General features: G+C 72.4%; 26 protein-coding genes. 15 read left to right on the top strand and 11 right to left on the bottom strand.

Features of this window, described 5'->3' with window-relative positions; all coding sequences use genetic code 11:
* The first annotated feature begins 29 nt into the window (after positions 1-29).
* Both ACE101_RS09805 and ACE101_RS09800 read left to right on the top strand, forming a co-directional pair.
* Entirely contained in the window at positions 30-599 is a 570-nt protein-coding gene (locus tag ACE101_RS09805; RefSeq protein WP_379128546.1) for an MOSC domain-containing protein, read from the top strand.
* Positions 600-603: 4 nt separating this feature from the next.
* Complete coding sequence (locus tag ACE101_RS09800) at positions 604-1551, top strand: PDR/VanB family oxidoreductase (RefSeq protein WP_379128544.1); 948 nt, start codon at positions 604-606, stop codon at positions 1549-1551.
* 10 nt (positions 1552-1561) lie between these two features.
* On the opposite strand, the gene ACE101_RS09795 is transcribed toward ACE101_RS09800, so the two are convergent.
* The 7 genes from ACE101_RS09795 to chpT form a co-directional block, all read right to left on the bottom strand.
* On the bottom strand, positions 1562-1807 hold the full coding sequence (locus ACE101_RS09795; protein ID WP_379128542.1) for a hypothetical protein: 246 nt from the start codon (positions 1805-1807) through the stop codon (positions 1562-1564).
* 556 nt (positions 1808-2363) lie between these two features.
* Entirely contained in the window at positions 2364-3248 is an 885-nt protein-coding gene (locus ACE101_RS09790; protein WP_379128539.1) for a CheR family methyltransferase, read from the bottom strand.
* Between the two features lie 40 nt (positions 3249-3288).
* Positions 3289-4452, bottom strand: a complete 1164-nt coding sequence (locus tag ACE101_RS09785; protein WP_379128536.1) for a protein-glutamate methylesterase/protein-glutamine glutaminase — start codon at positions 4450-4452, stop codon at positions 3289-3291.
* 145 nt (positions 4453-4597) lie between these two features.
* Entirely contained in the window at positions 4598-4963 is a 366-nt protein-coding gene (locus ACE101_RS09780) for a response regulator (RefSeq protein WP_379128533.1), read from the bottom strand.
* A 9-nt stretch (positions 4964-4972) separates the two neighbouring features.
* Positions 4973-5479: a chemotaxis protein CheW gene (locus ACE101_RS09775; RefSeq protein WP_379128530.1), complete on the bottom strand. Its 507-nt coding sequence runs from the start codon at positions 5477-5479 to the stop codon at positions 4973-4975.
* A gap of 114 nt (positions 5480-5593) precedes the next feature.
* Positions 5594-8434 (bottom strand): hybrid sensor histidine kinase/response regulator, encoded by a 2841-nt coding sequence (locus ACE101_RS09770; protein WP_379128528.1) that lies wholly within the window; start codon positions 8432-8434, stop codon positions 5594-5596.
* A 554-nt stretch (positions 8435-8988) separates the two neighbouring features.
* Positions 8989-9636, bottom strand: coding sequence for a histidine phosphotransferase ChpT (gene chpT, locus ACE101_RS09765; protein ID WP_379128526.1), 648 nt, complete (start codon positions 9634-9636; stop codon positions 8989-8991).
* A gap of 229 nt (positions 9637-9865) precedes the next feature.
* On the opposite strand from chpT, the gene ACE101_RS09760 reads away from it, so the two are divergent.
* On the top strand, positions 9866-10717 hold the full coding sequence (locus tag ACE101_RS09760) for a 3'(2'),5'-bisphosphate nucleotidase CysQ family protein (RefSeq protein WP_379128523.1): 852 nt from the start codon (positions 9866-9868) through the stop codon (positions 10715-10717).
* A gap of 9 nt (positions 10718-10726) precedes the next feature.
* Here ACE101_RS09760 and ACE101_RS09755 read toward each other — a convergent pair whose 3' ends face one another.
* On the bottom strand, positions 10727-11209 hold the full coding sequence (locus tag ACE101_RS09755; RefSeq protein WP_379128521.1) for a YHS domain-containing (seleno)protein: 483 nt from the start codon (positions 11207-11209) through the stop codon (positions 10727-10729).
* A 127-nt stretch (positions 11210-11336) separates the two neighbouring features.
* Here ACE101_RS09755 and ACE101_RS09750 point away from each other — a divergent pair, with 127 nt between their 5' ends.
* The 3 genes from ACE101_RS09750 to ACE101_RS09740 all read left to right on the top strand — a co-directional run bounded on the left by ACE101_RS09750 (position 11337) and on the right by ACE101_RS09740 (position 13416).
* Positions 11337-11951: a DUF1134 domain-containing protein gene (locus ACE101_RS09750; RefSeq protein ID WP_379128518.1), complete on the top strand. Its 615-nt coding sequence runs from the start codon at positions 11337-11339 to the stop codon at positions 11949-11951.
* Positions 11952-12094: 143 nt separating this feature from the next.
* Positions 12095-13015 carry a coiled-coil domain-containing protein gene (locus ACE101_RS09745; RefSeq protein WP_379128516.1) on the top strand — a complete coding sequence of 307 codons (921 nt, stop codon included), beginning with the start codon at positions 12095-12097 and terminating at the stop codon, positions 13013-13015.
* Positions 13016-13143: 128 nt separating this feature from the next.
* Positions 13144-13416: a 3',5'-cyclic-nucleotide phosphodiesterase gene (locus ACE101_RS09740; RefSeq protein ID WP_379128514.1), complete on the top strand. Its 273-nt coding sequence runs from the start codon at positions 13144-13146 to the stop codon at positions 13414-13416.
* 174 nt (positions 13417-13590) lie between these two features.
* Here the strand turns inward: ACE101_RS09740 and ACE101_RS09735 are convergent, their stop codons facing one another.
* Positions 13591-15696 carry an ATP-binding protein gene (locus ACE101_RS09735; protein ID WP_379128511.1) on the bottom strand — a complete coding sequence of 702 codons (2106 nt, stop codon included), beginning with the start codon at positions 15694-15696 and terminating at the stop codon, positions 13591-13593.
* A gap of 180 nt (positions 15697-15876) precedes the next feature.
* Here ACE101_RS09735 and ACE101_RS09730 point away from each other — a divergent pair, with 180 nt between their 5' ends.
* The 5 genes from ACE101_RS09730 to ACE101_RS09710 all read left to right on the top strand — a co-directional run bounded on the left by ACE101_RS09730 (position 15877) and on the right by ACE101_RS09710 (position 21059).
* Entirely contained in the window at positions 15877-16167 is a 291-nt protein-coding gene (locus tag ACE101_RS09730) for a hypothetical protein (protein WP_379128508.1), read from the top strand.
* 244 nt (positions 16168-16411) lie between these two features.
* Complete coding sequence (lysA, locus tag ACE101_RS09725; protein WP_379128506.1) at positions 16412-17683, top strand: diaminopimelate decarboxylase; 1272 nt, start codon at positions 16412-16414, stop codon at positions 17681-17683.
* A gap of 229 nt (positions 17684-17912) precedes the next feature.
* Entirely contained in the window at positions 17913-18071 is a 159-nt protein-coding gene (locus tag ACE101_RS09720; RefSeq protein WP_379128503.1) for a hypothetical protein, read from the top strand.
* An 85-nt stretch (positions 18072-18156) separates the two neighbouring features.
* Entirely contained in the window at positions 18157-20796 is a 2640-nt protein-coding gene (locus tag ACE101_RS09715; RefSeq protein ID WP_379128500.1) for a TIGR02302 family protein, read from the top strand.
* A gap of 77 nt (positions 20797-20873) precedes the next feature.
* The gene (locus ACE101_RS09710; RefSeq protein WP_379128497.1) at positions 20874-21059 is read left to right on the top strand and encodes a twin transmembrane helix small protein; all 186 of its coding nucleotides are present in this window, start codon (positions 20874-20876) and stop codon (positions 21057-21059) included.
* 78 nt (positions 21060-21137) lie between these two features.
* Here the strand turns inward: ACE101_RS09710 and ACE101_RS09705 are convergent, their stop codons facing one another.
* Positions 21138-21698 carry a sugar O-acetyltransferase gene (locus ACE101_RS09705; protein ID WP_379128494.1) on the bottom strand — a complete coding sequence of 187 codons (561 nt, stop codon included), beginning with the start codon at positions 21696-21698 and terminating at the stop codon, positions 21138-21140.
* A gap of 141 nt (positions 21699-21839) precedes the next feature.
* Between ACE101_RS09705 and purS the strand changes: the two genes are divergently transcribed.
* Both purS and purQ read left to right on the top strand, forming a co-directional pair.
* The gene (purS, locus tag ACE101_RS09700; RefSeq protein WP_379128491.1) at positions 21840-22082 is read left to right on the top strand and encodes a phosphoribosylformylglycinamidine synthase subunit PurS; all 243 of its coding nucleotides are present in this window, start codon (positions 21840-21842) and stop codon (positions 22080-22082) included.
* Positions 22079-22765 (top strand): phosphoribosylformylglycinamidine synthase subunit PurQ, encoded by a 687-nt coding sequence (purQ, locus tag ACE101_RS09695; protein ID WP_379128489.1) that lies wholly within the window; start codon positions 22079-22081, stop codon positions 22763-22765. The genes purS and purQ overlap by 4 nt, the downstream gene beginning before the upstream one ends.
* An 86-nt stretch (positions 22766-22851) precedes the next feature.
* Here purQ and ACE101_RS09690 read toward each other — a convergent pair whose 3' ends face one another.
* Positions 22852-24663, bottom strand: coding sequence for an IlvD/Edd family dehydratase (locus tag ACE101_RS09690; RefSeq protein WP_379128486.1), 1812 nt, complete (start codon positions 24661-24663; stop codon positions 22852-22854).
* Between the two features lie 191 nt (positions 24664-24854).
* Between ACE101_RS09690 and ACE101_RS09685 the strand changes: the two genes are divergently transcribed.
* Together ACE101_RS09685 and ACE101_RS09680 are read left to right on the top strand one after the other, a co-directional pair.
* Positions 24855-25058 (top strand): hypothetical protein, encoded by a 204-nt coding sequence (locus ACE101_RS09685; RefSeq protein ID WP_379128483.1) that lies wholly within the window; start codon positions 24855-24857, stop codon positions 25056-25058.
* Positions 25059-25218: 160 nt separating this feature from the next.
* Entirely contained in the window at positions 25219-26397 is a 1179-nt protein-coding gene (locus ACE101_RS09680) for a pyridoxal phosphate-dependent aminotransferase (protein WP_379128481.1), read from the top strand.
* Positions 26398-26402 lie beyond the last annotated feature (5 nt).

Genomic DNA, 26402 nt, shown 5'->3' with positions numbered 1-26402 from the left:
GCTCCCATCCCCCCTCGGAGACACTCATCATGACGGACATGCCTGCACCGCGGATGGTCCCCGCCTTCTCGCATCCGGCCGGGGCCGCCGCGGCGGCGACCCCGGGCGGTGCCACGGGATGGCGCGGCGTGCTGCTGCACATCCACGTCGCTCCCGCGGCGAGCTACGAGATGGAGGAACTGGCCGAGGCGACCTGTGTCGCCGGCCGCGGCATCGAGGGCGACCGCTACTTCGCCGGCTCCGGCAGCTACTCGGCCAAGCCCGACGTCCGCGAGGTCACGCTGATCGAGCAGGAAGCCCTCGACGCCCTCGCCCGCAACGACCCGCCGCTGCAGCAGGGGCCGCTGACGCTCCTGCCGGGCGACCACAGGCGCAACCTCACGGTCCGCGGCGTGCCGCTGAACCATCTGGTGGGCCGCCGCTTCCGCGTCGGTGCGGTGATCCTGCGCGGCGGCCGGCTCAACTTTCCCTGCAAGTACCTGGAGGAGCTTCTCGGCCTGCCGGTCTACCTGCCGCTCTACAACCGCTCGGGCCTGAATTGCGGTATCGAGCAGGGCGGAATCATCCGGCCGGGCGATCCGATCGAGATGCTGGAGTGAGGCGATGGCGCCCCGCCTCATCATGAAGCTGCAGGTCGCGGCGGCGGAGCCGACGACCCCCGAGGTGCTCCATCTCGTCCTGGTCCATCCGCAGCGGCCCGCGCTGCCGGCCTGGGAGGCCGGGGCGCATATCGACCTGCGCCTGCCGGACGGCCGGGTGCGGCAATACTCGCTCTGCGGCGACCCCGCCGACCGGAGCCGCTACGAGATCGCGATCAAGCGCGAGGAGGCGGGGCGCGGCGGCTCGCTCTGGGCGCACGGCCATCTCGGCCCGGGCGCGCTGGCGCATGTCTCGGCGCCCCGCAACGCCTTCCCGCTGGCGGCGGGCGCGCGGCGGCACATCCTGGTGGCCGGCGGCATCGGTGCGACCCCCATCCTCGCCATGACCCGCACGCTCGCCGCGGAGGGCGCGGATTTCGCGGTGCATCTCTGCGCGCGCTCGGCCGATACCGCCCCCCTGCTCGGGGCGCTGCGGGCGGCCTGCGGCGAGCGCCTGCTTCTCTACCTCTCGGCCGAGGGGCGCCGGTTCGATCCGGCCGGGCTCCCGGAGCCGGAACCGGGGACGCATCTCTACGTCTGCGGGCCGCCGGGCCTGATCGCGGCCGTCGAGGCCGCCACCGCGGCGAAGGGCTGGCCGCCCGCGCAACGCCACCTGGAGCGCTTCGCACCCGAATCCGACGAGACCTTCGTGCCGGAGCCGTTCGACGCGGTGATCGCCTCCACCGGGCAGGTGATCCGGGTGCCGGCCGAGACCTCGCTGCTCGCCGCCCTGCGGGCGGAAGGTTTCCCCCTCCCCTCCTCCTGCGAGACCGGCCTGTGCGGCTCCTGCCTCTGCGGCTACCGCGGGGGGACGGTCATCCATCGGGATTCCGTCGTGCCGGCCTCCGAGCGCGGGGAGCGGCTCGCGCCCTGCGTGTCGCGGGCGCGGGGGCGGCTGGTCCTGTCGCTGTAGCGGCGGCCCGTCAGGGCTGCGCGCGCCCGGCGCTGTCCGTGACCAGCCGGTTCAGGCCGCGCTGGTCCAGGCCGCGTTGGTTGAGGGCGGCGGGCTTGCGCCGCGTCGCGATCGCCCCGGTCGTGGCCGGGTCGCGCAAGGTCGAGGCGAAGGCCGGGTTCTTCATCGCCGCGGGGCGGGAAGCCCAGTCGGCAACCACTGCGAGCGCTCCGATCGCCAGGATCGCCTTGATTCCACCGATCAGGAGGCGCCACATCGCCGGAGACCCGTCTGTTTCGTCGATCGGCCCATTCTAGGCCACACCCGTTAACAAGGGTGTCATACGGTTTCCGGATGATCGCTTCGCGATGCGGAAACCGGCCTCGCTCAGGCGCCGCGCGGGCTCGTGATACGGTTTCCGAAAGTGATCTTCCGGAAACCGTATCATACGATTTCCGGTTGATTGCTTCGCAATGCGGAAATCGGCTTCGCTCAAGCGCCGCGCGGGCTTGCTGATACGCAATCCGCTTCGATCAAGCGGATTGCGTATCATACGGGCGGAAGAGAGGTGGGCCATGCGCCAGGGTCGCGGTTCCTGTTCCCCGAACCCGTAACGCTCCTGCGACTACTCGGCCCACTGAGCCTCACAGGAATGGGTTGCAGAGAACTGGTCCGCCCCATCCCGTCATCGCCGGCCCTTCCACCGCGCAGCCCAGACGGGTTCCGGAAGCCTCCGGGCGCGCTGGTGGTCAGGACGGCCCGTGTAGCAGACCACGGGCGCGGGGCAACAGGAATGGTCGCGCTCGGCTGCGTCGAAACGCGGCGGTGCGGCCTCAGCGCACGGCGAAGCGCGGCAGGCTGAGCGGCGCGGGCGCCGCCGCCGGGGCAGCCGGTGCCGCGGCCTTGGCGGCGCCGTGACGGTAGAGGCCGCGATGGCGCGGATCGGGGCTCAGCGCGTCGGTGATGCCGATCACCGTCTCGGCGGCGCCGAGCAGGACCGCCCCGTCGGGGGCGAGCTGGGCGGCGATGCGTCCGAGCACGTCCGCCTTCGTCGGCGCGTCGAAGTAGATCAGCACGTTGCGGCAATACACGATGTCGAAGGTGCCGAGCTGGTCGAACCGGTCGAGCAGGTTGAGCGGGCGGAAATCCACCATCTGGCGCAGGGACGCGCTGATCCGCCACTGCTCGCCCACCTGCTCGAAATACTTGAGCATGAGCTGCACGGGCAGGCCGCGCTGGACCTCGAACTGGTTGTAGAGGCCGAGCCGCGCCTTCTCCAGCACCTCGGTCGAGAGGTCCGTGCCGATCAGCTCGACCCGCCAGCCCGCGAGGAGCGGCGCGGCCTCGTTCAGGAGCATCGCCAGGGAATACGGCTCCTGGCCCGTGGAGGCCGCCGCGCACCAGATCCGCAGCCGCCGCGTCGCCGTCCGGGCGGCGATCGCCTGCGGCAGCAGCACGTCGCGGAACAGGTCGAACGGCACCCGGTCGCGGAAGAAGAAGGTCTCGTTGGTGGTCATCGCCTCGACCACCGCCTTCTCGATCGTGCTCGTGCGCGCGAGGCGCAGGGCTCCCACGAGTTCCGTGAGCGTGGCGATGCCGAAGCGCCGGCAGACCGGCGTCAGCCGGCTCTCGATCAGGTAGCGCTTCTCGGGCGTCAGGGCGAGGCCGGAGCGCTGCTTGAGATAGCCGCGCAGGAACTCGAACTCGGACTCGGTCATCGCTGCGCGCCCTTCCCGGCATCGCCACGCAAGTCGGGCATCAGGGCTGTCCGCCGGCGATCTGGGTCCGGAGCGCGGATCCGATCGTCGCGAGGGGCAGGATCTCGTGGGCGTAGCCGGCCTTGGCGATGCTGCCGGGCATGCCCCAGACCGTCGAGGAGGCCTCGTTCTGCACCAGCATGGTGCCGCCGGCATCCACCAGCGCCTTGGCGCCGTGGGTTCCGTCCGAGCCCATGCCGGTGAGCACCACCGAGAGGGTCGCGGCGCCGAACAGCTCCGCGGCGTCCCGGAACAGCACGTCCACCGCGGGCCGGCAGAAATTCACCGGCGGTCCGTCGTCGAGGCGGATCGTGATGTCGGAGCCCTGCCCCGTCAGGCCCATGTGGCGGCCGCCCGGGGCCACGTAGATGGTGCCGGGGCGCAGGCCCTCCCCGTGCTTGCCCTCCGCGGCCGGCAGGCCGGTGCGGGTGCCGAGATGCTCGGCGAAGACCCCGGTGAAGACCGGGGGCATGTGCTGGACGATGAGGATCGGCAGGCGCCGCAGGGCCGCCGCCCCGATCCCTTCGAGCATCTCGCCCACCGCCCGCGGCCCGCCCGTGGAGGCGCCGACGAGCAGCACCCGCGGCGGCGTGCGGCCGAGCCGGGGGCGCAGCGTCACCGGAGCGGCCGGGCGCGCGGCGGGCGCCGGGGCCGGGCTCGCGCGCTCGGGAGCGCCGATCCGCTCGGGCAGGCTGCGCCGCAGCGGGCCGGTGCGGGAGCGCAGCGCCGCCCCGAGCATCCGGATCTTCTGGATCAGGTCCTCGCGGAACGTCGCGGTGGTGGTGACGCCGCGGTTGCCCTCGGGCTTCGGCAGGTAGTCGATGGCGCCGAGCGCGAGACAGCGCAGCGAGATCTCCGCGTTGCGCTGGGTGAGCGTCGACATCATCACGATCTGGAGGCCCGGCCGCTTGGCCAGCATCCGCGGCAGGGCCTGGGTGCCGTCGAGTTCCGGCATCTCGATGTCGAGGAGCACGATGTCCGGGCTCACGCGGTCGAGGGTCTCGACGGCGATGCGGCCGTTCGAGGCCGTCGCCACCACCTCGCATCCCGCCTCCTCCAGCCAGCGCGACACGAGGCCCCGCACCACCGCGGAATCGTCCGCGACCAGGACCTTGATGCGGGGGGCGGCGGGCGAGGAGGGGGACGGCGCGGCGGCAGCGACCATGGCGAACGGAACCTCGGGGCGTCTCGGGATACGTGTCTTCGGGTGAGCGTGGCGCCCCCGCACCGGGGACGCGGATCGGGGCCGGGCGGTGCCGGCCGGTTGGCGGCCGAGGGCCGGAGCCTCTCTCCGCCAGCCTGCTCGGGGGTCAGGCCAGCCCGACCTCCTGCAGCTTGGCGGTCATGATGTCCTTGTCGAAGGGCTTCATGATGTATTCGTCGGCCCCCGCCTGCAGGGCGCGGGCGATGGAGGCCACGTCGTTCTCCGTGGTGCAGAACACCACCTTCGGCCGCCCGCCCTCCGGCATGCGCCGCAGCTCGCGGAGGAACTCGTAGCCGTCCATCTGGGGCATCCGCCAGTCGAGCAGGATCGCCTCCGGCATCGTCTCGCGGCAGAGGTCCAGGGCGTCGGTGCCGTCCTCGGCCTCGGCCACGCGAAACCCGATGCCCTCCAGGATCCGCCGGGCCACCTTCCGGATGACGGCGGAATCGTCGACCACCAGGCAGGTTCTCATCGCCCGCCCTCAGGCCGCCGAGGCCGCCGCCCGCTCGTCGCCGAAGGCCAGCACGGCATCGACGTCGAGGATGATCAGCAGGCGCCCGTCGAGCCGGTGCACGCCGCGCGACACGCTGCGCCAGCGGGCATCCATGTGCACGGGGTTGGGGCCGTAGGTGTCGGCGGAGAGCTTCATGACCTCGCCGACCTGATCGACCAGGAGGCCGTAGGCCTCGCCGCCGAGTTCGAGTCCCACCGCCATGTTGCGTCCCTCCGCGTCGCGGTCGGGCAGGCCGAGGCGGCGGCGCAGGCAGATCGCCGTGACGACCCGGCCGCGCAGGTTCAGGAGGCCCTTGATCTCCGGCGGCGCCAGCGGGACGTCGGTGAGGTTGGTGGCGATGAAGACGTCGTGCACCCGGTCGATGGGCAGACCGAACATCTCGTCCCCGAGGGTGACGGTGACGTAGTCGATGGTCTCCCCGACCGGGGCGGCGGTCTCGCCCGGGCGGGCGACGTTGCTGTTGGCGGCCATCATGGGCGTCGCGCGGCTCCTTGTTCGGCGAGGGAGGCGGCTCTCAGGCCGCCCCGTGGCTTGGCTGCGGTGGGACAGGCGGCCGTCAGGCCGCTTCGAGAGCGGGACGGACGGCCGTCAGGCCGCTTCGAGGGTCGGGACGGCGACCTCGTTCAGCGCGGCCACGAGGCCGCTGCGGTCGAACTTCGCCACGAAATCGGCGACGCCGAGCGAGCGGGCGCGCTCGAGAATCTCGGGGGCCACGCTCGCCGACAGGGCGATCACCGGGAGTGCCGCGAGGCGCGGGGAGGACCGGCGCATCGCCTCGATCAGGTCGAAGCCGGAGCGGCCCGGCATGTCGAGGTCGCTCACCACGATGTCGACGCGGGTCTCGCCCAGCAGGATGCCGAGGGCCTCCTCGGCGCTCGCCGCGGCGGTCACCTTGTAGCCCGCGGCCTTCAGCACCGGGGTGAGCATCTCGCGGAAGAAGTCCGAGTCGTCGACGAGGAGGAGGCGCGGCACCTCCGGCTCCTTGCGCCGCGGCGCCCGCGCCCAGTCGTCGTGGGCGAGCGGCAGGTAATGGGCGATGTTGACGATCTCCGTCGCCCGCCCGCGCACCACCGCCGAGCCGATCAGGTCGGAGCGGTCCGCCGCGAGTTCCACGTCGAGCACCTCGTCGACGATGTCGACGATCTCGTCCACCGCGAGGCCCATCGAGCGCTCGCCGTCCGAGAACACCACCAGCGCCTGCGAGCCCTCGCGCCGCAGCACCTGATCGGGATCGACCGGGACGAGGGGCATGAGCCGGCCGCGGTACTGGATCAGCGGTCGCCCGCCCACCCACTCGACCTTCGCGGCATCGACCTCCTCCAGGCGCGTCACCAGCGAGAGCGGCACCGCCTTGAGCGCCTCGCCGCCGCCCTTGAAGACGAGCAGCGTGACCGCCTGATCGGTGGCCGACACCTCCTCGCTCTCCGCATCCGTCTCGCCGGGCTGGCCGGTGCCGGTGCCGGAGCCGACCATGCGGGCGACGCCGTTGGGATCGATGATGAGGACGACCGCGCCGTCGCCCAGGATGGTGTTGCCCGAGAAGAGCGGGATGTGCCGCAGCTTCGTCGACATCGGCTTCACGACGATCTCTTCCGTGTGGAAGACGCCGTCGACCAGGATGCCGAAGCGCTGGCGCCCGACCTGGCTCACCACCACGAAGCCCTCGTCCGAGGAGGCGGTGGAGGGATCCTTGTCGAGGCCGAGCATGCCGGCGATCGGCACGATCGGCAGCAGGCGGTCGCGCAGGCGCAGCACCGGCGAGCCGTTGATGCGCTCCACCGTGTGGTCGCTGCCCGGCTGCACACGCACCAGTTCGAGCACCGAGACCTGCGGGATCGCGAAGCGGTGGTCGCGGGCCGAGACGATCAGCGCCGCGACGATGGCGAGCGTCAGCGGGATCTTGATCGTGAAGGTGGTGCCCTGGCCGAGCTGGGTGCGGATGTCGACCGTGCCGCCGATCAGCTCGATGTTGGTCTTCACCACGTCCATGCCGACGCCGCGGCCGGAGACCGAGGTGATGGCCTTGGCGGTCGAGAAGCCGGCGTGGAAGATGAACTTCGCGACCTGCGCGTCGGTCATCCGCTCGACTTCCGCCTCGGTGGCGATGCCGCGCTCCACGGCCTTGCGGCGGATGGTGCCGAGGTCGAGACCCTTGCCGTCGTCGGCGATCTCGATGGTGATGGTGCCGCCCTCGTGGAAGGCGTTGAGGCGGATCGTGCCCTTCTCGGGCTTGCCCGCCGCCTTGCGTTCGGCCGCCGACTCGATGCCGTGATCGGCGGAGTTGCGCACCATGTGGGTGAGCGGGTCCTTGATCACCTCCAGCACCTGACGGTCGAGTTCCGTCTCGGCGCCCTGCATCACGAGGTCGATCTTCTTGCCGAGTTCCGACGAGAGGTCGCGCACCACCCGCGGCAGCTTCTGCCACGCCGAGCCGATCGGCTGCATGCGGGTCTTCATGACCCCCTCCTGCAGCTCGGCCGTGACGTTGGAGAGCCGCTGCAGCGGCACCTTGTAGCTGTTGTCCTCGTGGTGGCGGGCGATCTCGAGGAGCTGGTTGCGGGTCAGCACCAGCTCCGAGACCATGGTCATCAGGTGCTCGAGGGTGTCGACGTTCACGCGGATCGTCTGCACCTTGTTGATGGCGTTGCCCTCGCCCTCGGCCGGGGCCGCCTCGGCCTTCGGGGCCGCGGCGACGGGCTTCGGCGCCTCCGGAGCCGGAGCCTTCGGAGCCGGAGCCTTGGGCGCCTCCTTCGCGACTTCCTTGGGCGCTTCCTTCACGGATTCGATCTGCGGATCGGCGGCGGTCTCGCGGAAGGCGCGCTCCAGATCGTCCAGCGACACCTCGCCGGGCTTCAGCGCGCGCTCCAGGGTCTGGGGCACCAGCGAGCCCAGCGTCAGCGCGGCGGATTGCGGATCGGCGGCGGTCTCGCGGAAGGCGCGCTCCAGATCGTCCAGCGACACCTCGCCGGGTTTCAGCGCGCGCTCCAGGGTCTGAGGCACCAGCGAGCCCAGCGTCATCACGGGAGCGGGCGGTGGGGCGGCGGGCGCGGGGATCTCGCCCTCGGACATGCGATCGAGGGCGCCGATCAGATCCTCGTCCGTGCCGGTCGGCTCGGCGGCGGTGCGCTCCAGCTCCGCCACGATCTCCTTGATGCGATCGAGGGTCTGCAGGATGAGCGTCACCGCCTCGCTGGTGACGGTCATGCCGTCACGGAACTTGCCCATCAGGGTCTCGGCGGCATGCGCCAGCGCCTCCAGGCGCGGCAGGCCGAGGAATCCGCAGGTCCCCTTGATGGTGTGGACGAGGCGAAAGATGTTGCGCAGGATCGTCTGGTTGTTCGGATCCTGCTCGAAGCGGACGAGTTCCAGGTCGACCGTATCCAGGTGTTCACCGGTCTCGGTCAGGAATTCACGCAGCAAATCGTCCATTTCGGCTACTCGTCGATCGTCGCAGGACCTCTGCGCTGACCGAGACTGACACCGGGGCGTTGATGATCCGTTTCCGCGGATGGCGGCACTCGCGGAATCCGGCGGAATCGCAGGACAGTCAGGTCATCTCCCGCGACCGCGGCCGATCTCGCCGAGTGGCGCGAAGTCCTGCGGCCGCCGAGAGGCCGGCTCAGCGGCCGCACGCCGCCCTTTGCGGGCGCTGAGCCGTTATGGACTAGGTCGTTCCACCGAGGAGCCGCACCTGCACTGATGCTCCTGGGGCATCGGAGGACCGCCCCGCCTCGTTCCTCAGCGGCAAGAGTTCACGCCGCATCGAGGGCCGGCCCGTGCTGATCGGTGCCGGAAAGCCCCTCGTCGCGGCAGAGGCTGGTGGATTCATGGGGCCGCCGCGAGCGTTTTGCTGAGGGAACGCGGGTTTCCGTTCTCCGCTGCGGCTACGGCATCCCCACGTCGCCGGAGGAGGCGCGGGTGTCTCCCCGCCCCGCATGCGAGGCTCACGGCCCGGAGCGCGGGCCGCAAGCCCGGGACGGTACTCAGGCCGGCACGGCCTCGGCGCGGATCGTCACGGTGTCGCCGTCGATCGCGAAGGACACACCCATCCCCGCGGCGCGCGCCACGAGGCCGGCATAGTAGGGCTGGACGCCGTGCGCATCGACGGTGCCGCTCTCCGGGGCACCCGCGATCAGCGCCTCGACATGGGCTGGGATGCGCGCGTGGCTGCCCTTGCAGGTGAGGATGAAGACCGGCGCCTCGGCCTCGCCCGTGACGTCGACGTCGATGACGCCGCCCCGCGGAATGGTGGTCACGGCGATGACCACGAGGTTCAGGAGCAGCTTCACCTTGTTCTTCGGGAACAGGGCGCGGGGCGCGCTCCAGGTGAGCTTGGTCTTCTCGTCGCCGAACAGGCCGCGCGCCACGCCCTCCGCATCCGCGAGGTCGATGGTCGCCCCGGCCGAGCCCGCCGCCCCGAAGGCGATGCGGGCGAATTGCAGCCGCGCGGAGGCCTGCTTGGCGCTCTTGCGGATGAGGTCGATGGCGAAGTCGCGCATCCCCGCGTCGTCCTCGTCCTCCAGCACCTCCAGGCCGTTCACGATGGCGCCCACCGGACTGATCACGTCGTGGCAGACCCGGGAGCAGAGCAGCGCGGAGAGGTCGAGGGCGTCGAGGGTGACGGTGATCATGAGGGACTCCGGGGCCCGGTCCGGGCGGCATCCGACGCGCGAATCGCCGGCTCTGGAGCGGCAGCGATAGCGGCACCGCGGCGGTTTGGAAAGCGCGGGCCTTCCCGGCCCCTTGCAGGCGGCCCCTTGCAGGCGGGCCCTTGCAGGCGGGCCCTTGCGGGCGGGCTCTTCCGGAGAGGCCCCCGCCCGCCGCATCGACAAACCCGGAAGTCCGGGGCAAGACTTCGCCATGCCCGCGATGCCGACTCCCGTGATGCTGACCCAGGACCGCGTTCCGGACGCCGCCGAGCGCGACGCGGTCGCCGCCGCCCTCGCCGAGATCGCCTGCGCGGCCGGCGTGATCCTGCGCCGCTACGAGACCGGCCCCTGCTCCCACCGCGTCAAGGAGGACGGGTCGCCGACGACGGATGCCGACGTCGCGGCCGAGGACAGCATCGTGGCGGCCTTGCGGGCGCGCTGGCCCGCCATCCCGGTCGTCGCCGAGGAGAGTGCCGGGAGCTGCGGCGGCGCGCCCCTGTTCTTCCTCGTCGATCCCCTCGACGGCACCCGGGAATTCCTGCGGGGCAGCGGCGAGTACAGCGTCAACGTGGCGCTGATCGCGGGCGGGCGCCCCGTCGCGGCGGCCCTCGCCGCTCCGGCCCTCGGCCGCGTCTGGAGCGCCGGGGCGCGGGCGTTCCAAGCGCCGATCGTGGATGGCCGGCCCGGCCCGGCGGTGGCGATCGCGGTCCGGCCGACGCCCCGCGACGGCATGACCGCCCTGGTGAGCCGCCTGCACGGGAACCCGGCGGACGAGGCCTGCCTCGCCGGGCTGCCGGTCGGCCATCGGCGGCCGGCCTCCTCGGCGCTCAAGTTCGGCCTCATCGCGGCGGGCGACGCCGATCTCTACGTGCGCAGCGGCCCCACGATGGAGTGGGACACGGCGGCGGGCGACCACATCCTGACCCAGGCCGGCGGCTGCGTCGTCGATCCCGAGGGGCGGCCGTTCCGCTACGGGCGCGCGGCCCGGCACTACCGCAACGGGCCCTTCGCGGCACTGGGCGACCCGGCCTATGCGGGCCGCGTGGTGCTGCCGGCGGCCTGACGCCTCACATCAGCCGCCGAGGTGCCGCCGGAGGGCGGGCCAGCGCGCCTCCGCGGCGGCGATCAGCGGTGCGTCGGCCGCGGCGCGGCGTGCCTCGCTCCGGAACAGATAGAGGCGGCCGTCCCGGTGCAGGGCCACGAGCGGATCGGCATCGACGAGGCGGCCCTCGGCGATCCCCAGCGGGTCGAAGCCCCCGAGGCGCGGGGCATAGGCCTCCGGGTCGCGGGTGAAGGCCACCCGGTTGGCTGGGCCCGCGAAGCGCCAGGTCAGGCCGGCCCAGACGCTTTCATGGTCGGCCCGGCCCGGCAGCGGCCGCTCGCCCAGGGCGTAGGACACGGCATCGTAGCCGTGCAAGGCCAAGCCCGAGAGGGGATCGACCGCGTAGAGGGGTGGCTGGAATGCGCGCGAGCCGGCCTCCTCGCCGGAGGCGGCGAGGGGGAGCGCGAGGCCCAGCGACAGCAGGCCGCGCCGCGTTAACGCGTTGTTGCCCATATCCCGCCCATCCTGTCCTGCACCCGGCCCGATCCGCGCCCTGCCGCGACGGAGCCGGAGCCGTTGGTTCAGCATCGCCCGCATCCGCGGATCGCGCGAACGATGCTTAGCGCCGGGGAGCTAACAGATGATCTTCGCTTCTTCCGGACGGGATCCCGAGCGTCGTCCGACGCGCCGGGCGCTGCTCCGTGCGGGCGCCCTCCTCTGCGCGGGGGCGCTCCCGGTGGCGGGCCGGGCCCGAGCCCAGGACCCGAACCCCGAGACCTTCGATTCCCGGGAGATCATCGATTCGGGCCACCGCTTCTTCGGCGCCACCTCGCGCGGGCTGGCCCTGGCCGTCCAGGAGGCGGCGCGGCGCTGGGGCGAGCCGAACGGCTACATCCTCGGGCAGGAAGCCTCGGGCGCCGTGATCGGCGGCGTGCGGTTCGGCGAGGGCACGCTCTACACCCGCAATGCCGGGCAGCGCCGCGTCTACTGGCAGGGGCCGTCCCTCGGCTTCGACGTGGGCGGCGACGGTGCCCGCACCATGATGCTCATCTACAACCTGCCCTCGGTGCGCGGGCTCTATCGCCGCTTCGTCGGCATGGACGGCTCGGCCTACGTGGTCGGCGGCGTCGGCATGTCGGCCGCGACGGCCGACAACATCGTGGTGGTGCCGATCCGCACCGGCGTCGGCGCCCGCTTCGGGATCAATATCGGCTACCTCAAGTTCACGAACGAGCCGACTTGGAACCCGTTCTGACCTCGGCGCTTCCCTGAGGGCCCGGCCGCCGGGTCCCCGGACACCAGCCCCGGACACCAGCCTCTTGGCCCCGGCCCCGGTCCCGTGGCAGGGTCCGTCGGTCCTGGTCCCGTCCCGAGCGCCCCGATGAGAGTATTGCCCGCGTGATCGAATCCGTGATGATCTTCGCGCTGGGCGTGCTCAGCGCGGGCCTCTGCGCGTTGCTCGTCCTCCCGGCCCTCAACGCCCGCGCCGAGCGGCTGGCGCGGCGCCGGCTCGAGACCCAGTTCCCGCTGTCCATCGCCGAGCTGACCGCCGAGAAGGATCATCTGCGCGCCGAATTCGCCGTGCTCCAGCGCCAGCTCGAACGCAAGGTCGAGGAGGCGCGGGCCGAGCGGCGGGATGAGATGGAGGAACTCGGCCGGCGGGCGGTGCGGATCGGGACGCTCGCCACCGAGCTGGAGCAGCGCGAGGCCCGCCTCGCCGTGCTGGAGCGGGACCTCGCCGGGACCCGGGCCCGCCTCGCCGCCGCCGAGACCGAGCGCGACGAGCTGCGCCTCGCCCGCGCGGCCGCCGAGGAGGCCTTGCGCGCCCTCGAAGGCCCGCACCAGCAGGCGCTCGGCGACCTCGACGCGACGCGCACCGCGCTGGAGGAGGCGCGCCGCGCCCTCACCGAGGCCGAGACCGCCCGCGGCCTCGCCGAGGAGCAGGCGCGCGAGGCCCGCGAGGGGCTCGCCGCCATCGGCGAGAGCGTCGCCGCGGGCGCCCGCGCCCAGGTCCAGGCGCTCGAGGATGCCCTCGCGGACCTCACCGCCCGTCACGCCGCCGTCGAGCAGGAACTCGCCGAGCTGCGGCCCGCCCATGCGGCGGCGCTGGAGGGGCTTGCGGGCGCGCGGCAGGCGCTCGCCGAGGCCGAGACACGGGGGCCCTCGAACGAGCGGCTGCTGGCCGAGAACGCCCTCCTCGAGCGGCGGATCGCCGAGGTGGCGGACGCGCTCATGGCCCAGGCGCGCCCCGCCGGCCCCCGGCCGGAGCCGCGCCTGCCCCCGGCCACGCCCCTCTCCGCCGCCCGCTCCGCCGGATGAATCCGGACGCCGTCCGAGAGGTGCCGCGGCGCACCCGGCGGCCCCCGGCCTCGGCCCCCGCCCTTGCCAGATGGTCCGTTTCGGGTCATCTCGGCGCCATTCCCTCACAAGCTGCGAGGCTCAACGCCATGACGGTCAAGCTGACGTCGTTCGCTCTTCTGCTCGCCGGCGCCTCGCTGATCGCCGGCCCGGCCGCGGCGCAGCGCGACGACCCGACCCTCAAGAAGTACTGCACGGGCGATTATCTGACGTATTGCGGCAATCTCCCGCCCGAGAGCCCCGAGGTCGATCGCTGCTTCGAGAAGAACATGTCGAAGATCTCGACCAACTGCAAACTGGCGATCGACGCTTACGAAGAGGGCCAGAACCAGAAGAAGAGCCACAGGAGCAGCCGGAACTGATACGGCGTCGGGACGATCACTTCCTGAAACCGTATCGGACGCCCGCGCGGCGCGGAGCAAGGCTCCGCGCACGCCTGAGCGAAGCCGGTTTGCGCATCGCGAAAGCGATGGCGCGGCGATCGCCGAGCGATCAATCGGAAGCCGTATGATCCGGCGCAAGCGGCTCCCGCCGGATCAGGCGGAGGCCTCCTCGCGGGACACCGCCTGCAGCGCCGCCGCCAGATCCTCGATCGAGAACGGCTTGCGCAGGACGGTCTCGTCGGGGCCCGGGAGCGGCCCGTCCCGCTCCTCGTCCCGGCCGTGGCCGGTCGCGAACACCACCTTCAGCCCGGGGCGCCGCCGCCGGGCCTCGGCCGCGAGCGTCGGCCCGTCGAGCCCGGGCATCACCACGTCGGTGAACAGCACGCTGACGTCCCGGTTGCTGTCCAGGCAGGCGAGCGCCGCCTGCCCGTCCGGCGCCGTCAGCGTCCGGTAGCCGAGTTCGCCGATGGTCTCGGCGCTGGCGCGGCGCACCATCGCGTCGTCCTCGACCACCAGCACGGTGCGGGCGCGGCGCTCAGGGGCCGGCCCGCCGAAACGGCCGCGCCCGCTCGTCTCGACCGGCGCGTCGCCATCATAGACCGGCAGCACCAGCACGATCGCGGTGCCGAGCCCCGGCTTGCTGTCGATCCGCACCGTCCCGCCGGACTGCGTCACGAAGCCGTAGACCTGGCTGAGGCCGAGGCCGGTGCCGCGGCCCTGCGGCTTCGTCGTGAAGAACGGCTCGAAGGCCCGGGCCACCACCTCGGGCGGCATGCCGGTGCCGGTGTCGCGCACCGTGACGGCGATGACCGGGCGTCCGCCCTCCGCCGTCTCGCGGGCGGTCTCCAGCGTCAGGCGCCCGCCGCCCGGCATCGCGTCGCGGGCATTCACCGCGAGGTTGAGGATCGCGTTCTCGAGCTGGTTCCGGTCCACGAAGATCGGCGGGGCCGCGACCGCGAGGCGCGTCTCCACCGTGACCGTCTCGCCCAGGGTGCGCCGCAGCAGGTCGACCATGCCGGTGATCAGGTCGTTCGGATCGGTGGGGCGCGGCTCCAGGGGCTGCTGGCGGGCGAAGGCGAGGAGCCGGTGGGTGAGCTTCGCGGCGCGGTCGGCCCCGTCCAGGGCCCCATCGATGAAGCGCGTCACGTCCGTGTCGCCCCGGGCGATCCGCCGCTGGAGCACCTCCAGCGATCCGGTGATCACCGCGAGCAGGTTGTTGAAATCATGGGCGATGCCGCCGGTGAGCTGGCCCACCGCCTCCATCTTCTGCGACTGACGCAGCTGCTCCTCGGCAGCGGCGCGCTGGGCGGTCTCGCGGGTGAGGCTCGCCAGCGCCTCCTCCTCCGCGCGGGCGCGGCGCAGGGCGAGCCACGCCATCAGCACCAGGGTCAGCGCCGACACCGCGGCCACCGCGCCATAGAGCTGCAGGTTCTCGTGCCAGCGCTCCTCGGCCACCCGGGTCTGGAGCGCGTAGGCGACCTGCACGGGATAGTCGCCGACCCGGCGCCAGGCGGTGCGCTCCTCGGGCAGGCCGGGCGCCGCGACGGTGGCGAAGCCCGCCTGCGGCCGCGCATGGATGGCGCGCATCAGCGGATCGGCGGCGGGCAGGCGGGGCTCGGCGCCGAGACCCTCGGGCTCGCGCACCAGCACCACCCCGTCGGCGCGCAGCAGCAGCGCCTCGTGGGCGACGGGGGCCGCCACCTCCGCGTAGAAACGGGCGAAATAGCTGGTGCCGAGGGCGATCACGATGACGCCGTCGAAGCGGCCGTCCTCGGTGGAGCGGCGCCGGCTCACCGCGAAGGTCTGCTGGTCCCCCTCGCGCACGGAGGGCCCGACATAGATGCCGATGTCGCGCGCCCGGTGCACGGCGAAGATGTCGCGGTGCGCCACGCCGGTGCCGAGATCGCCCTCGCGGCTGCTCGCCCGCACCACGCCCTGCGGATCCACCACCCAGACCGCCACCGCCTGGGCGAGCGGGGCCTTGAGGGTCGACAGGAAGGCGCTGGTCGCGGGCGCGCCGATCTGCGTCCAGGAGCGGTCGAAGACGTAATCGTCCACCCGGTCCATGGCGAGTTCGGCGGTGTCGAACACCTTGGAGGCGTGCTCGTGCATCACCGCGGCGGTCCGCTGGATCGCCCCGTCCGCCTCCCGCAACACCTCGGCCCGGTTCCACCACGCGGCCCCGACGAGAACCACGCACGGAACCAGGAAGGCAGCGGCGACAAGGAGTTGGTGCAGGCGCACCGTCGAGAGGCTCACGGGTCTCCCTCTCAGTGCGGCGGCGAGCCGCCCCGCGGACGACACAAAGCTTAACCGTTCGGCCCCGCGATGGCGAGCGACGTTTACGGACCGATCCGCGCGGCCCCGCCGCCAAGGAAACCGGGCTCGCCTCGCCGCCGCTCCGCCGTTATGGTGCCGCGGCCACGCTTCGGATCCCGAATGCCCCTGTTCCGCCTCCTCCTCGTCCTCGGCCTGATCGCGCTCTGCGGAGCCTGCGGCCGGCGTGGGCCGCTCGAAGCGCCCACGGGCGCCGCTCCCACCGCGCCGCGCACCGGCCAGCCGGCGGCGGTCGCGCGGGCGACCGAGCCCAGCGCCGATGGCGACGATCCGGCCCTTCCCGAAACGCCGGACACGCCCGGGGTCGCCCTGCCTTCCACCCAATCCTCGGCCAGCGTCCGCAAGCGCTACACCGTGCCCCCGGGGCCCTTTCCCCTCGATCCGCTGCTGTGAACCTCGCCCGGGCGCGCGGAGAGGACGCCTTTCGTGCTAAGGGCTCGCCGCGTGACGATCCCGGCGCGGGGAAGCCCTCTCCCCGTGCGGGTTCTCGGATGCACGCGTCGCGGTGGGGGCGTCTCCTCCGGCGATCCGTGACGGCCGCGGCCCGCACCGGAGAGGGGATCCCGCGCCATCCGATTTCCCGGAAGCTCATCCCGCGATCGTCCGAGGCGGCGGAACCACAGCGGTCGAGACCACGATGCATCACTTCACCTACCGGAACGGCACGCTCCACGCGGAGGAGGTCGATCTCGCGGATCTCGCCGCGGAGATCGGCACGCCGTTCTACTGCTACGCCTCCGCCACCCTGGAGCGGCATTACCGGGTCTTCGCCGAGGCCTTCGCGGGCGACGACGCCCTGGTCTGCTACGCCGTGAAGGCGAACGCGAACCAGGCCGTGCTCGCCACGCTCGCCGCGCTCGGCGCGGGCATGGACATCGTGTCGGAGGGCGAGCTGCGCCGGGTGCTCGCCGCGGGCGTGCCGGGCGAGCGCATCGTGTTCTCGGGCGTCGCCAAGACCCGGGAGGAGATGGCGGCCGCCCTCAAGGCCGGAATCCTCTGCTTCAACGTCGAGAGCGAGCCGGAGCTCGTCGCCCTCTCGGAGGTGGCGCAGGGGCTCGGCCTGTCCGCGCCGGTCTCGATCCGGGTGAACCCCGACGTCGACGCGCGCACCCACGCGAAGATCTCCACGGGCAAGTCGGAGAACAAGTTCGGCATCCCGATCTCCCGCGCCCGGGAGGTCTATGCCCGGGCCGCCGCCCTGCCGGGGCTCGCGCTGACCGGGGTCGACATGCATATCGGCAGCCAGATCACCGATCTGGCGCCCTTCGACAACGCGGCGGCGCTCCTCGCCGAACTCGCCCGCGACCTGATGGCGGCGGGGCACCGGCTCCACCACATCGATTTCGGCGGCGGTCTCGGCATTCCCTACCGGGACGACAACGCGCCCCCGCCGGACCCCGCGGCTCTCGCCGCGGTGCTGCGCCCCCACTTCAAGCCGCTCGGCCTGCGGCCGGTCTTCGAGATCGGCCGGATGATCGCGGGCAATGCGGGCATCCTCGTCACCCGCGTCGTCTACGTGAAGCAGGGCGAGGGCCGCATCTTCGTGATCGTCGACGCGGCGATGAACGACCTGATCCGGCCGACGCTCTACGAGGCCTATCACGCCATACGCCCGGTGGCCGAGCCGGACCCGGAGGCGCCGCGCCTGACCGCCGACGTGGTCGGCCCGGTCTGCGAGAGCGGGGACTATCTCGCGCTCGGCCGCGAGATGAATGCGGTCGCGCCCGGGGATCTGCTGGCGGTGATGACGGCGGGGGCCTACGGCGCCGTGCAGGCGGGCACCTACAACACCCGCCGCCTCGTGCCGGAGGTGCTGGTGCGCGGATCCGAGCGGGCCGTGGTGCGCCCGCGCCAGACCTACGAGGAGCTGATTGGTCTCGACCGGGTACCCGACTGGCTGCGCGCCTGATCCGGTTTCCGGACGATCGCGTCCGGATATCGGATCATGAGCCTGCGCGCCGCCTGAGCGGAGCCGGTTTCCGCATCGCTCGGCGATGGCCTCGGCCATCGCCGAGCGATCAGCCGGACACCGTATGACATCACCCTGCAATCGATCCGGTCGCTCAAATGCGACGGATCCGCGAAACGCGACCGCCACGGGGGGCGGCGATATTCCGCGGGTCTTCACGAGGCCCGTCATGTCCGAACACCGCCCCCTCACCGCCCGCGCCGAGGCCGCCGTCGCGCGGGCGCGCCGCCTCGCCGAGGAGCATCAGGCGCTCCTCGCGGCCGTCCGGCAGAGCCTGCGGGAGGGCTCGCCCCCGCGCGAGCCGACCCGGCCGCCTGAGCGGATTTGACCCGCTGGCCCTCCGCAGCCTCCGTTGCTAGCCTCCCGCCTTCGCCCGGCGGATGAGCCCCGGCGCGAGCGAGCGGGAGCAGCGGATGACCGATCCCGAGCCGGAGCGCGCCGGACGCCCCTCTGAGCGGACCGCGACCGATCCGCGCGACCTGCGCGCGGGCCTCGACCGGCTCGTCGTCCGGGCCGGGCGCGTCACCGCCTGGGAGCGGGCGTGGCCGATCCTGTGGCGCGGGCTCGCCGTCGCCCTCGTCTTCCTCGCCGCGTCGTGGTTCGGCCTCTGGCTCGATGCGCCGCCGACCTGGCGCATGGCCGGCCTCGCCCTGTTCGCCGTTGCCCTCCTCGCTGCCCTGTTCCCGCTCCTGCGCCTGCGGCCTCTCACCCGCCCGCAGGCGCTGGCGCGCATCGACCGGGATGCGGGCCTGCGCCACGGGCCGGCCCGCGCCCTCGAGGACACGCTCGCCATCGGCACCCAGGATCCGGCGACGCAGGCGCTCTGGGAGCTGCACCGCCGCCGCGCCGCGCAGGCCCTCGGCCGCCTCAGGGTCTCGGCGCCGAAGCCCGGCATGGTCCGGCGCGACCCCTATGCCCTGCGGGCCGGCGTCCTCCTCGCCGCGGTGGCGGGGGCCTTCGTGGCGGGGCCGGAGGCCGGCGAGCGCATCAGGGCCGCCTTCGACTGGCGCGGGCCGCCGCTGCCGGGTCCGGCCTTCCGGATCGACGGCTGGATCGACCCGCCGCTCTACACCCGCATGCCGCCGCTGATCGTCGCCATCGGCGAGGCCGACCAGCACCTGCGCGCGCCGGTGAACTCCACCCTGGTGATCCGCATCGCGGGCGCCGCCGAGGCGACGGTGACCCCCGGCAGCGGGCTCAAGCCCGTCGCCCCGGCGAACGCGCCCCGGCCGGAGCAGCTGCGCGAGGAGCGCTTCACCCTCACGGGCGGGCCGGCCGACCTGTCGGTGCAGACCGGGCTCTCCCGCGGCCACCGCCTCACCGTCGAGACCATTCCGGACAAGCCGCCGGAGATCGCCTTCGCGGGACCGCCCGAGGCGAACGGGCGCGGCACCTTCACCATCGCCTACCGGGCCAAGGACGATTACGGCATCGCCTCGGCGGAGGCGCAGGTGGAGCCCCAGACGCGCGGCCGCACCCTGGTGTCGCCGCCGCGCCTCGCGCTCAGTCTGCCGGCGGAGGCGCAGGGCGGCGGCGACACCCGCACGCTCATCGACCTCACCGACAATCCCTGGGCGGGCGCCCGGGTGAGCATGACCCTGGTGGCCCGGGACGAGGCCGGCCAGGAGGGCCGCAGCCCCCCGATGGCGGTCACGCTGCCGGGCCGGGTGTTCACGCAGCCCCTGGCGCGGGCCCTGGCGGAGGAGCGCCGCCGCCTCGTCCTCGAGCCCGATGGCGGGCGGGCCCGGGTGCAGACCTCCCTCGACGCGCTCCTCATCGCGCCCGAGCGCTTCACGCCGCAATGGGGCGTCTTCCTCGGCCTGAGGGAGGCCTCCCGGCGCCTCGCCGCCGCCCGCACCGACGAGGACCTCGTCGCGGTGGCGGATCTCCTCTGGGCCATGGCCCTCCAGATCGAGGAGGGCGACCTCACGGATGCCGAGAAGGCCCTGCGCGCCGCCCAGGACCGCCTGAAGGACGCCCTCGACCGCGGCGCCTCCGAGGAGGAGATCAAGAAGCTCACCGAGGACCTGCGCCAGGCGATGGACCGGTTCCTGAAGGAATTCGCCCAGCGCCAGCAGCAGAACCCGCAATCCGGCGAGCCGCGCCAGCAGCAGGCCGACCGGACCGTGACGCCCGACGACCTCGACCGCATGCTCCAGCAGATGCAGGAGGCGATGAAGCGCGGCGACGTGGCGGAGGCCCAGCGCCTGCTCGACCAGCTCCGGGGCATCCTGGAGAACCTGCAGATGGCCCAGCCCGGCTCGCGGATGTCCGACCCGGCCACGCGCGAGATGAACCGCTCGATGCAGGAGCTGGAGAACATGGCCCGCGAGCAGCAGGGCCTGCGCGACGAGACCTTCCGGCAGGGCCAGGAGCGGCGCTTCGGCCGCAACGGCCAGCCATCGCAGCCCGGGCAGCAGGGCGAGCCGCGCGCGCAGCAGGGCCAGCGGAACCGTCAGGGCCAGCGCCAGCCCGGCCAGCAGCCCGGCGAAGGCGAGCAGGGCCAGCAAGGCCAGAAGGGGCAGCAGGGCCAGGGCCAGCAGGGCCTCGGCGAGCGCCAGCAGGCCCTGCGGGAGCGCCTGGAGGAGCTGCAGCGCCGGATGAAGGATCTCGGGATGCAGGGCGAGCAGGGCCTCGCCGATGCCGAGCAGGCGATGCGCGAGGCCGAGCAGGCGATCGGCCAGGGTCAGGACGGCAGCGCGGTCGACGCGCAGGGTCGCGCCCTGGAGGGGCTCCAGCGCGGCACCCAGGGCATGGCCCAGCAGATGCAGCAGATGGGCCAGGACGGCCAGGCCGAGCAGCCCGGCGAGGGCCAGCAGAGCAACGGCCAGCCCGGCCAGCAGGGCCGCCAGGGCGCCCGCGACAACGACCCCCTCGGCCGGCCCACCCGCAGCCGCGATTACTCGGACGGGCGCGTGCGGGTGCCGACCGCCGAGGAATCCGGCGTCGAGCGCGCGCGGCGCATCCTGGAGGAACTGCGCCGCAAGCTCGGCGACCCCAACCGCGCCCGCGAGGAGCTGGATTACTTCGAGCGGCTGCTGCGGCGGAATTGACCGGGTCCGCCCGGTCGCTCGCCGGGCTCCCGATTCCCATCTAGAAGAGGCGCCCTTTCTCCCGGATCGCCGCCCCCATGTCTGCCGACACCCTCGTCCTCATCGCCTGTCTCGCCGTCGCGGTCGTGCTGCTCTTCGGCCTCGTCAACATGCTGCGGGGCGGCAGCGCCAACCTCTCGCAGCGCCTGATGCGCCTGCGCGTGCTGCTGCAATTCATCGCCATCGTGGTGATCATGGGCGTGATCTGGTGGCGCGGCGCCTGAGCGAAGCCGGTTTCCGCATCGCGAAGCGATCATCCGGAAACCGTATGAGACGCCCCTGAGCCTCGTTCCGTCGGCCGCTCAGGCGGAACCGCGTACCGGCCGGGCCGGATTGCCCACCACGGTCGCGCCCGCCGGAACGTCCCGCGTGACGACGCTGCCCGCGCCGATGATCGCATCGTCCCCGACCGTGACGCCCGGCAGGATCAGCGCTCCCGCGCCGATCCAGCAGTTGCGGCCGATCCGCACGGGCCGGCCGTTCTCGAGCAGCGCGCGGCGCTGCTCCGGATCGCGCGGGTGATCGGCCGCCAGGATCTGCACCCCGGGCCCGATCTGCGTCAGGTCGCCGATCTCCACCGCCACCACGTCGAGGATGACGCAGTTGAAGTTGAGGAAGACGTTGCGGCCGAGCCGGATGTTGAAGCCGTAGTCGCAGAAGAAGGGCGGGCGGATCACCACCCCGTCCGCCACCGCGCCGACATGCTCGCGCAGCATCGCGAGCCGCTCCGAGGGCGCCAGGGCGGCGGGCCTGTTGTAGCGGGCGAGCCACTCGGCCGTGCGGGCGAGATCGGCCGCCAGCTCCGGGTCGTCGGCGCAGTAGAGGTCGCCGGCCAGCATCTTCTGCTTCTCGGTGCGCGTCATCCCGTCTCCTCCGTCCGGCCGCGGTCCCGGGCGACTTGGTTCGCCCGGTCCCGAGGGCAAGCCCCGGCAGCCCGGCCGTTGCCTCCCTGGCGGATCCGCACTATCGGAGGGCCTTGGAGCCCCGCAGCCGAAGGTCTGCCGATGAAAGCGCGCGTCACCGTCACCCTGAAGACCGGCGTCCTCGACCCGCAGGGCAAGGCCATCGAGGGGGCGCTGCGCTCGCTCGGCATCGCCGGCATCGCGAGCGTGCGCCAGGGCAAGTTCTTCGAGGTCGAGGTGGAGGGCAGCGATCCCGCCGCCGCCGAGGCGGCGGTGAAGGCCGCCTGCGACAAGCTCCTTGCCAACACGGTGGTGGAGAACTACCGGGTCGAGATCGCCCGATGAAGGCCGCGATCGTCGTCTTCCCGGGCTCGAACCGCGAGGCGGACGTCATGCGGGCCCTGCGGCTCGCCGGCGCCGAGGTGACGAAGGTCTGGCACGCCGACACCGCGCTGCCCGCGGGCACCGACCTCGCGGTGCTGCCGGGCGGCTTCTCCTACGGCGACTACCTGCGCTGCGGCGCCATCGCGGGCCGCGCCAACGCCATGGACGCGGTGCGGGCCCATGCGGCCCGGGGCGGTCTCGTGCTCGGCATCTGCAACGGTTTCCAGATCCTGTGCGAGTCGGGGCTGCTGCCGGGCGTGCTGATGCGCAACGTGAACCGCCGCTTCATCTGCCACCGGCAGACGCTGCGGGTGGAGCGCACGGACACCGCCTTCACCCGCGCCTATGCCGAGAAGCAGGTCATCGACGTCTGCGTGGCGCATGGCGAGGGCAACTACTACGCCGATCCCGAGACCATCGCCCGCATCGAGGGCGAGGGCCGGGTCGCCTTCCGCTACTGCGACGCGGCCGGCAACCTCACCGTCGAGGCGAACCGCAACGGCTCGCTGAACTCCATCGCCGGCATCTATTCCGAGACCCGCAACGTGCTCGGCCTGATGCCGCACCCGGAGAACTTCGTCGAGGATCTGGTCGGCGGGACGGACGGGCGCGGCCTGTTCGAGAGCCTCGCCCGGGCGGCCTGACGCGTCTCGGCACCCCGAACGGCCGATCGACCGAGAAAAGCCCCCTTTCCCGCACGGGAGAGGGGGCTTCTTGTTTGCTACGGCCCTCAGTGGTTGTCGCGCGGCGGGCCCATGGTCTGGGCGACCTTCTGGAAGGCGTCGGCGCCCCGCAGGATCATGCCGTCGGCGAGCTGCTCCACCATCGCCCGCTGGATCGCCTGCCAGGGCGTCTGGCTCGCCGGGAACGGGTAGCCGCCCCGGGCCGCCAGATCCTCGCGCCGCCGCGCCAGCTCCTCCTCCGAGAGCAGGATGTCCGCCCGGCGCTTGTTGAGGTCGATGCGGATGCGGTCGCCGTTCTGCAGCAGCGCGAGGCCGCCGCCCGCCGCCGCCTCCGGCGAGGCGTTGAGGATCGAGGGCGTGCCCGAGGTGCCCGATTGCCGCCCGTCGCCGATGCAGGGCAGCGAGAGCACGCCCCGGCGGATCAGCGCGCCCGGCGGCTGCATGTTCACCACCTCGGCCGCGCCCGGATAGCCGATCGGCCCGGCCCCGCGCATGATCAGGACGGTGTTCTCGTCGATGTCCAGGGAGGCATCGTCGATCCGGTGGTGGTAATCCTCCGGCCCGTCGAACACCACGACCCGGCCCTCGAAGGCGTAGGGGTCGTCCGGGTTCGACAGGTAGCGGTCGTAGAACTCGCGGCTGATCACGCTCGTCTTCATGATCGCCGAGTCGAACAGCGTCCCCTTGAGGTTGAGGAAGCCCGCCCGCTCGCGCAGGGGTTCGGCGTAGGTCTTGATGACCTCGCGGTCCCAGGTCTTCGCCTCGCGGCAGTTCTCGCCGATGGTGCGGCCGTTGCAGGTGAGTGCGTCCGCGTGGATCTTGCCGGCCTCGATCAGCTCCGCGAGCACCGCCGGCAGGCCGCCGGCGCGATAATATTCCTCGCCCAGATAGGCGCCGGCCGGCTGCATGTTGACCAGGAGCGGGATGTCGTAGCCGACGCGCTCCCAGTCGTCGCAGGTCAGCGGCACGCCGATGTGCTTGGCGATGGCGTTGATGTGGATCGGCGCGTTGGTCGAGCCGCCGATGGCGGTGTTGGCCACGATGGCGTTCTCGAAGGCCTCGCGGGTGAGGATGTCGGAGGGCTTCAGATCCTCCCACACCATGTCGACGATGCGCTGGCCGGTGGCGTAGGCGGCCTGCCCCCGCTCGCGGTAGGGCGCGGGGATCGCCGCCGAGCCGGGCAGCGCCATGCCGAGGGCCTCGGCGAGGGCGTTCATGGTCGAGGCGGTGCCCATCGTGTTGCAGTGCCCCGTCGAGGGGGCCGAGGAGGCCACGATGTCGAGGAACTGCTGGTAGTCGATGTCGCCCGCCGCGTGGCGCTCGCGCGCCTTCCAGACGATGGTGCCCGAGCCGGTGCGCTCGCCGCGGCTCCAGCCGTTCAGCATCGGCCCGACATTGAGCGAGATCGCCGGGATGTTCACGGTGGCGGCCGCCATCAGGCAGGCCGGCATGGTCTTGTCGCAGCCGGTCAGCAGCACCACGCCGTCGAGGGGATAGCCGTAGAGCACCTCCACCAGCGACAGATAGGCGAGGTTGCGGTCGAGCGCCGCGGTCGGGCGCTTGCCGGTCTCCTGGATCGGGTGGCAGGGGAACTCGAAGGCGACGCCGCCCGCCGCCGTGATGCCGTCGCGCACCCGCTTGGCGAGGTCCATGTGGTGACGGTTGCAGGGCGACAGGTCCGAGCCGGTCTGCGCGATGCCGATCAGCGGCTTGCCCGCCTGCAGTTCGGTCAGGGTGAGGCCGTAGTTCAGGTAGCGCTCCAGGTAGAGCGCGGTCATGCCGGGATTGTCGGGGTTGTCGAACCAGAGCCGCGACCGCAGACGGCTCGGGTCGATGCGGGGGCGGGGCGTCGGGGCCATGCGGCGTTCCTCCTTATGCGACGGCCGGACATTGGACCCGCCCGATGCGGGAAGGCAACAGACACGAGCGGTTCCAGACTGCCTCGCGTGCGCGTCGTCGCAGGAGCACGAATTTCGCCCCATGGGGTGTCCCCTCGCGCGCGAGGGGGTGCTATGACGCCGGCGCATTGTCACCGTCGAGGCCGGATTTCATGAGCGAGAAGACCACCAACCCCCTCCTGCCGATCGGCATCGTGGTGTCGCTGCCCGTGCTCGCCTGCCTCGTGCTGATGCTGACCGACGAGGGCATCGAGCGCTCGCTGCTGTGGGCCGCGGTCAAGATCGGGATCCTGCTCATCGTGATCGGCGGCGCCCTGTCCTTCGGCGTGAGCCGGCTCGCGGCCAAGAACGGCTAGTTGGGAACGGCTAGTTGGGAACGGCCAGAGCAGCGCCCGATCACGTTGCCAGCGGACGCCGCTCTCGGTCTTTGATCTTGCCGCATTTTCCGCGACGAACCGGGATCCACTTCGTCGGAAAATGCTCCCGTTGAGAACGGTTAGTCGAGGTCGCGTGGCGATGCCGAAACCCGTCCCCGCCTTCGGGCGCATCGGCGAAGAGAACGCCTTCGCGGTCCTGGCGCGCGCCACGGCGCTCGCGCAGGCCGGGCGGGACGTGATCAATCTCGGCATCGGCCAGCCCGACATGCCGACCCCGCCCCACGTGGTGGAGGCGGCGGTCCAGGCCCTGCGCGACGGGCATCACGGCTACACGCCCGCCACCGGCATCCTGCCCCTGCGCGAGGCGGTGGCTCGCGACCTCCACCGCCGTCTCGCGGTGGAGGTCTCGCCCGAGAGCGTCATGATCATGCCGGGCGGCAAGGTCACGATGTTCGCCGCCATCCTGATGTTCGGCGAGCCGGGGGCGGAGATCCTCTATCCGGATCCGGGCTTCCCGATCTACCGCTCGATGATCGAGTTCACGGGCGCGACCCCGGTGCCGATCCCGATCCGGGAGGAGAACGGCTTCGCCTTCTCGGCCGAGGAGACCCTGGCGCTGATCACGCCCCGCACCCGGCTCGTGATCCTCAACTCGCCCGCCAACCCCACTGGCGGCGTGACCCCGAAGGCCGAGATCGACCGGCTCGTCGCCGGCCTGAGCGCGCATCCCGACGTCGCCGTGCTCTCGGACGAGATCTACGGCACCATGACCTATGACGGCGAGCGCCACCACACGCTGCTCGCCTATCCGGAGATCCGCGACCGGCTGATCTACCTCGACGGCGCCTCGAAGACCTACGCGATGACCGGCTGGCGGCTCGGCTGGTCGGTCTGGCCGGTGCCGTTCTACGAGGCGGCCCGCAAGCTCGCGGTGAACTCCTTCTCCTGCGTCAACGCGGCGACGCAATGGGCGGGCATCGCCGCCCTCGACGGCCCGCAGGATGCGGTCACCGCCATGATGGCGGAGTTCGACCGCCGCCGGCTCCTCGTGGTGGAGGGCCTGAACCGGCTACCGGGGGTCTCTTGCATCACGCCGAAGGGCGCCTTCTACGCCTTCCCGAACATCGCGCGGACCGGCTGGAAGGCCAAGGCCCTGGCCTCCGCCCTCTTGGAGGAGGCGGGAGTCGCCACCATCGGCGGGCCGGATTTCGGGGTCCACGGCGAGGGCTACCTGCGCCTCTCCTACGCCAATTCCGCCGAGAACATCCTGCGGGCACTGGAGCGGATGGGCGAGTTCCTGGCCCGGAACCCGCGCTGAGCCGC

It is taken from the genome of Methylobacterium carpenticola, assembly GCF_042748905.1.
Lineage (GTDB): Bacteria > Pseudomonadota > Alphaproteobacteria > Rhizobiales > Beijerinckiaceae > Methylobacterium > Methylobacterium carpenticola.
The sequence above is the reverse complement of the archived record's forward strand: the minus strand, read 5'-3'. Positions and strand labels throughout refer to the sequence as shown.

Excerpts from the sequence above, each read along its gene's own strand:
- ACE101_RS09770 (WP_379128528.1), bottom strand. The coding sequence starts at position 8,434 with ATGGACGATTTGCTGCGTGAATTCCTGACCGAGACCGGTGAACACCTG.
- ACE101_RS09790 (WP_379128539.1), bottom strand. The coding sequence starts at position 3,248 with ATGACCGAGTCCGAGTTCGAGTTCCTGCGCGGCTATCTCAAGCAGCGC.
- ACE101_RS09710 (WP_379128497.1), top strand. The coding sequence starts at position 20,874 with ATGTCTGCCGACACCCTCGTCCTCATCGCCTGTCTCGCCGTCGCGGTC.
- ACE101_RS09755 (WP_379128521.1), bottom strand. The coding sequence starts at position 11,209 with ATGGGCAACAACGCGTTAACGCGGCGCGGCCTGCTGTCGCTGGGCCTC.
- chpT (WP_379128526.1), bottom strand. The coding sequence starts at position 9,636 with ATGATCACCGTCACCCTCGACGCCCTCGACCTCTCCGCGCTGCTCTGC.
- ACE101_RS09740 (WP_379128514.1), top strand. The coding sequence starts at position 13,144 with ATGACGGTCAAGCTGACGTCGTTCGCTCTTCTGCTCGCCGGCGCCTCG.
- ACE101_RS09805 (WP_379128546.1), top strand. The coding sequence starts at position 30 with ATGACGGACATGCCTGCACCGCGGATGGTCCCCGCCTTCTCGCATCCG.
- ACE101_RS09795 (WP_379128542.1), bottom strand. The coding sequence starts at position 1,807 with ATGTGGCGCCTCCTGATCGGTGGAATCAAGGCGATCCTGGCGATCGGA.
- purS (WP_379128491.1), top strand. The coding sequence starts at position 21,840 with ATGAAAGCGCGCGTCACCGTCACCCTGAAGACCGGCGTCCTCGACCCG.
- ACE101_RS09715 (WP_379128500.1), top strand. The coding sequence starts at position 18,157 with ATGACCGATCCCGAGCCGGAGCGCGCCGGACGCCCCTCTGAGCGGACC.
- ACE101_RS09750 (WP_379128518.1), top strand. The coding sequence starts at position 11,337 with ATGATCTTCGCTTCTTCCGGACGGGATCCCGAGCGTCGTCCGACGCGC.
- lysA (WP_379128506.1), top strand. The coding sequence starts at position 16,412 with ATGCATCACTTCACCTACCGGAACGGCACGCTCCACGCGGAGGAGGTC.
- ACE101_RS09730 (WP_379128508.1), top strand. The coding sequence starts at position 15,877 with ATGCCCCTGTTCCGCCTCCTCCTCGTCCTCGGCCTGATCGCGCTCTGC.
- ACE101_RS09800 (WP_379128544.1), top strand. The coding sequence starts at position 604 with ATGGCGCCCCGCCTCATCATGAAGCTGCAGGTCGCGGCGGCGGAGCCG.
- ACE101_RS09775 (WP_379128530.1), bottom strand. The coding sequence starts at position 5,479 with ATGATGGCCGCCAACAGCAACGTCGCCCGCCCGGGCGAGACCGCCGCC.
- ACE101_RS09785 (WP_379128536.1), bottom strand. The coding sequence starts at position 4,452 with ATGGTCGCTGCCGCCGCGCCGTCCCCCTCCTCGCCCGCCGCCCCCCGC.
- ACE101_RS09690 (WP_379128486.1), bottom strand. The coding sequence starts at position 24,663 with ATGGCCCCGACGCCCCGCCCCCGCATCGACCCGAGCCGTCTGCGGTCG.
- ACE101_RS09680 (WP_379128481.1), top strand. The coding sequence starts at position 25,219 with ATGCCGAAACCCGTCCCCGCCTTCGGGCGCATCGGCGAAGAGAACGCC.
- ACE101_RS09705 (WP_379128494.1), bottom strand. The coding sequence starts at position 21,698 with ATGACGCGCACCGAGAAGCAGAAGATGCTGGCCGGCGACCTCTACTGC.
- ACE101_RS09720 (WP_379128503.1), top strand. The coding sequence starts at position 17,913 with ATGTCCGAACACCGCCCCCTCACCGCCCGCGCCGAGGCCGCCGTCGCG.
- ACE101_RS09760 (WP_379128523.1), top strand. The coding sequence starts at position 9,866 with ATGCCCGCGATGCCGACTCCCGTGATGCTGACCCAGGACCGCGTTCCG.
- ACE101_RS09685 (WP_379128483.1), top strand. The coding sequence starts at position 24,855 with ATGAGCGAGAAGACCACCAACCCCCTCCTGCCGATCGGCATCGTGGTG.
- ACE101_RS09780 (WP_379128533.1), bottom strand. The coding sequence starts at position 4,963 with ATGAGAACCTGCCTGGTGGTCGACGATTCCGCCGTCATCCGGAAGGTG.
- purQ (WP_379128489.1), top strand. The coding sequence starts at position 22,079 with ATGAAGGCCGCGATCGTCGTCTTCCCGGGCTCGAACCGCGAGGCGGAC.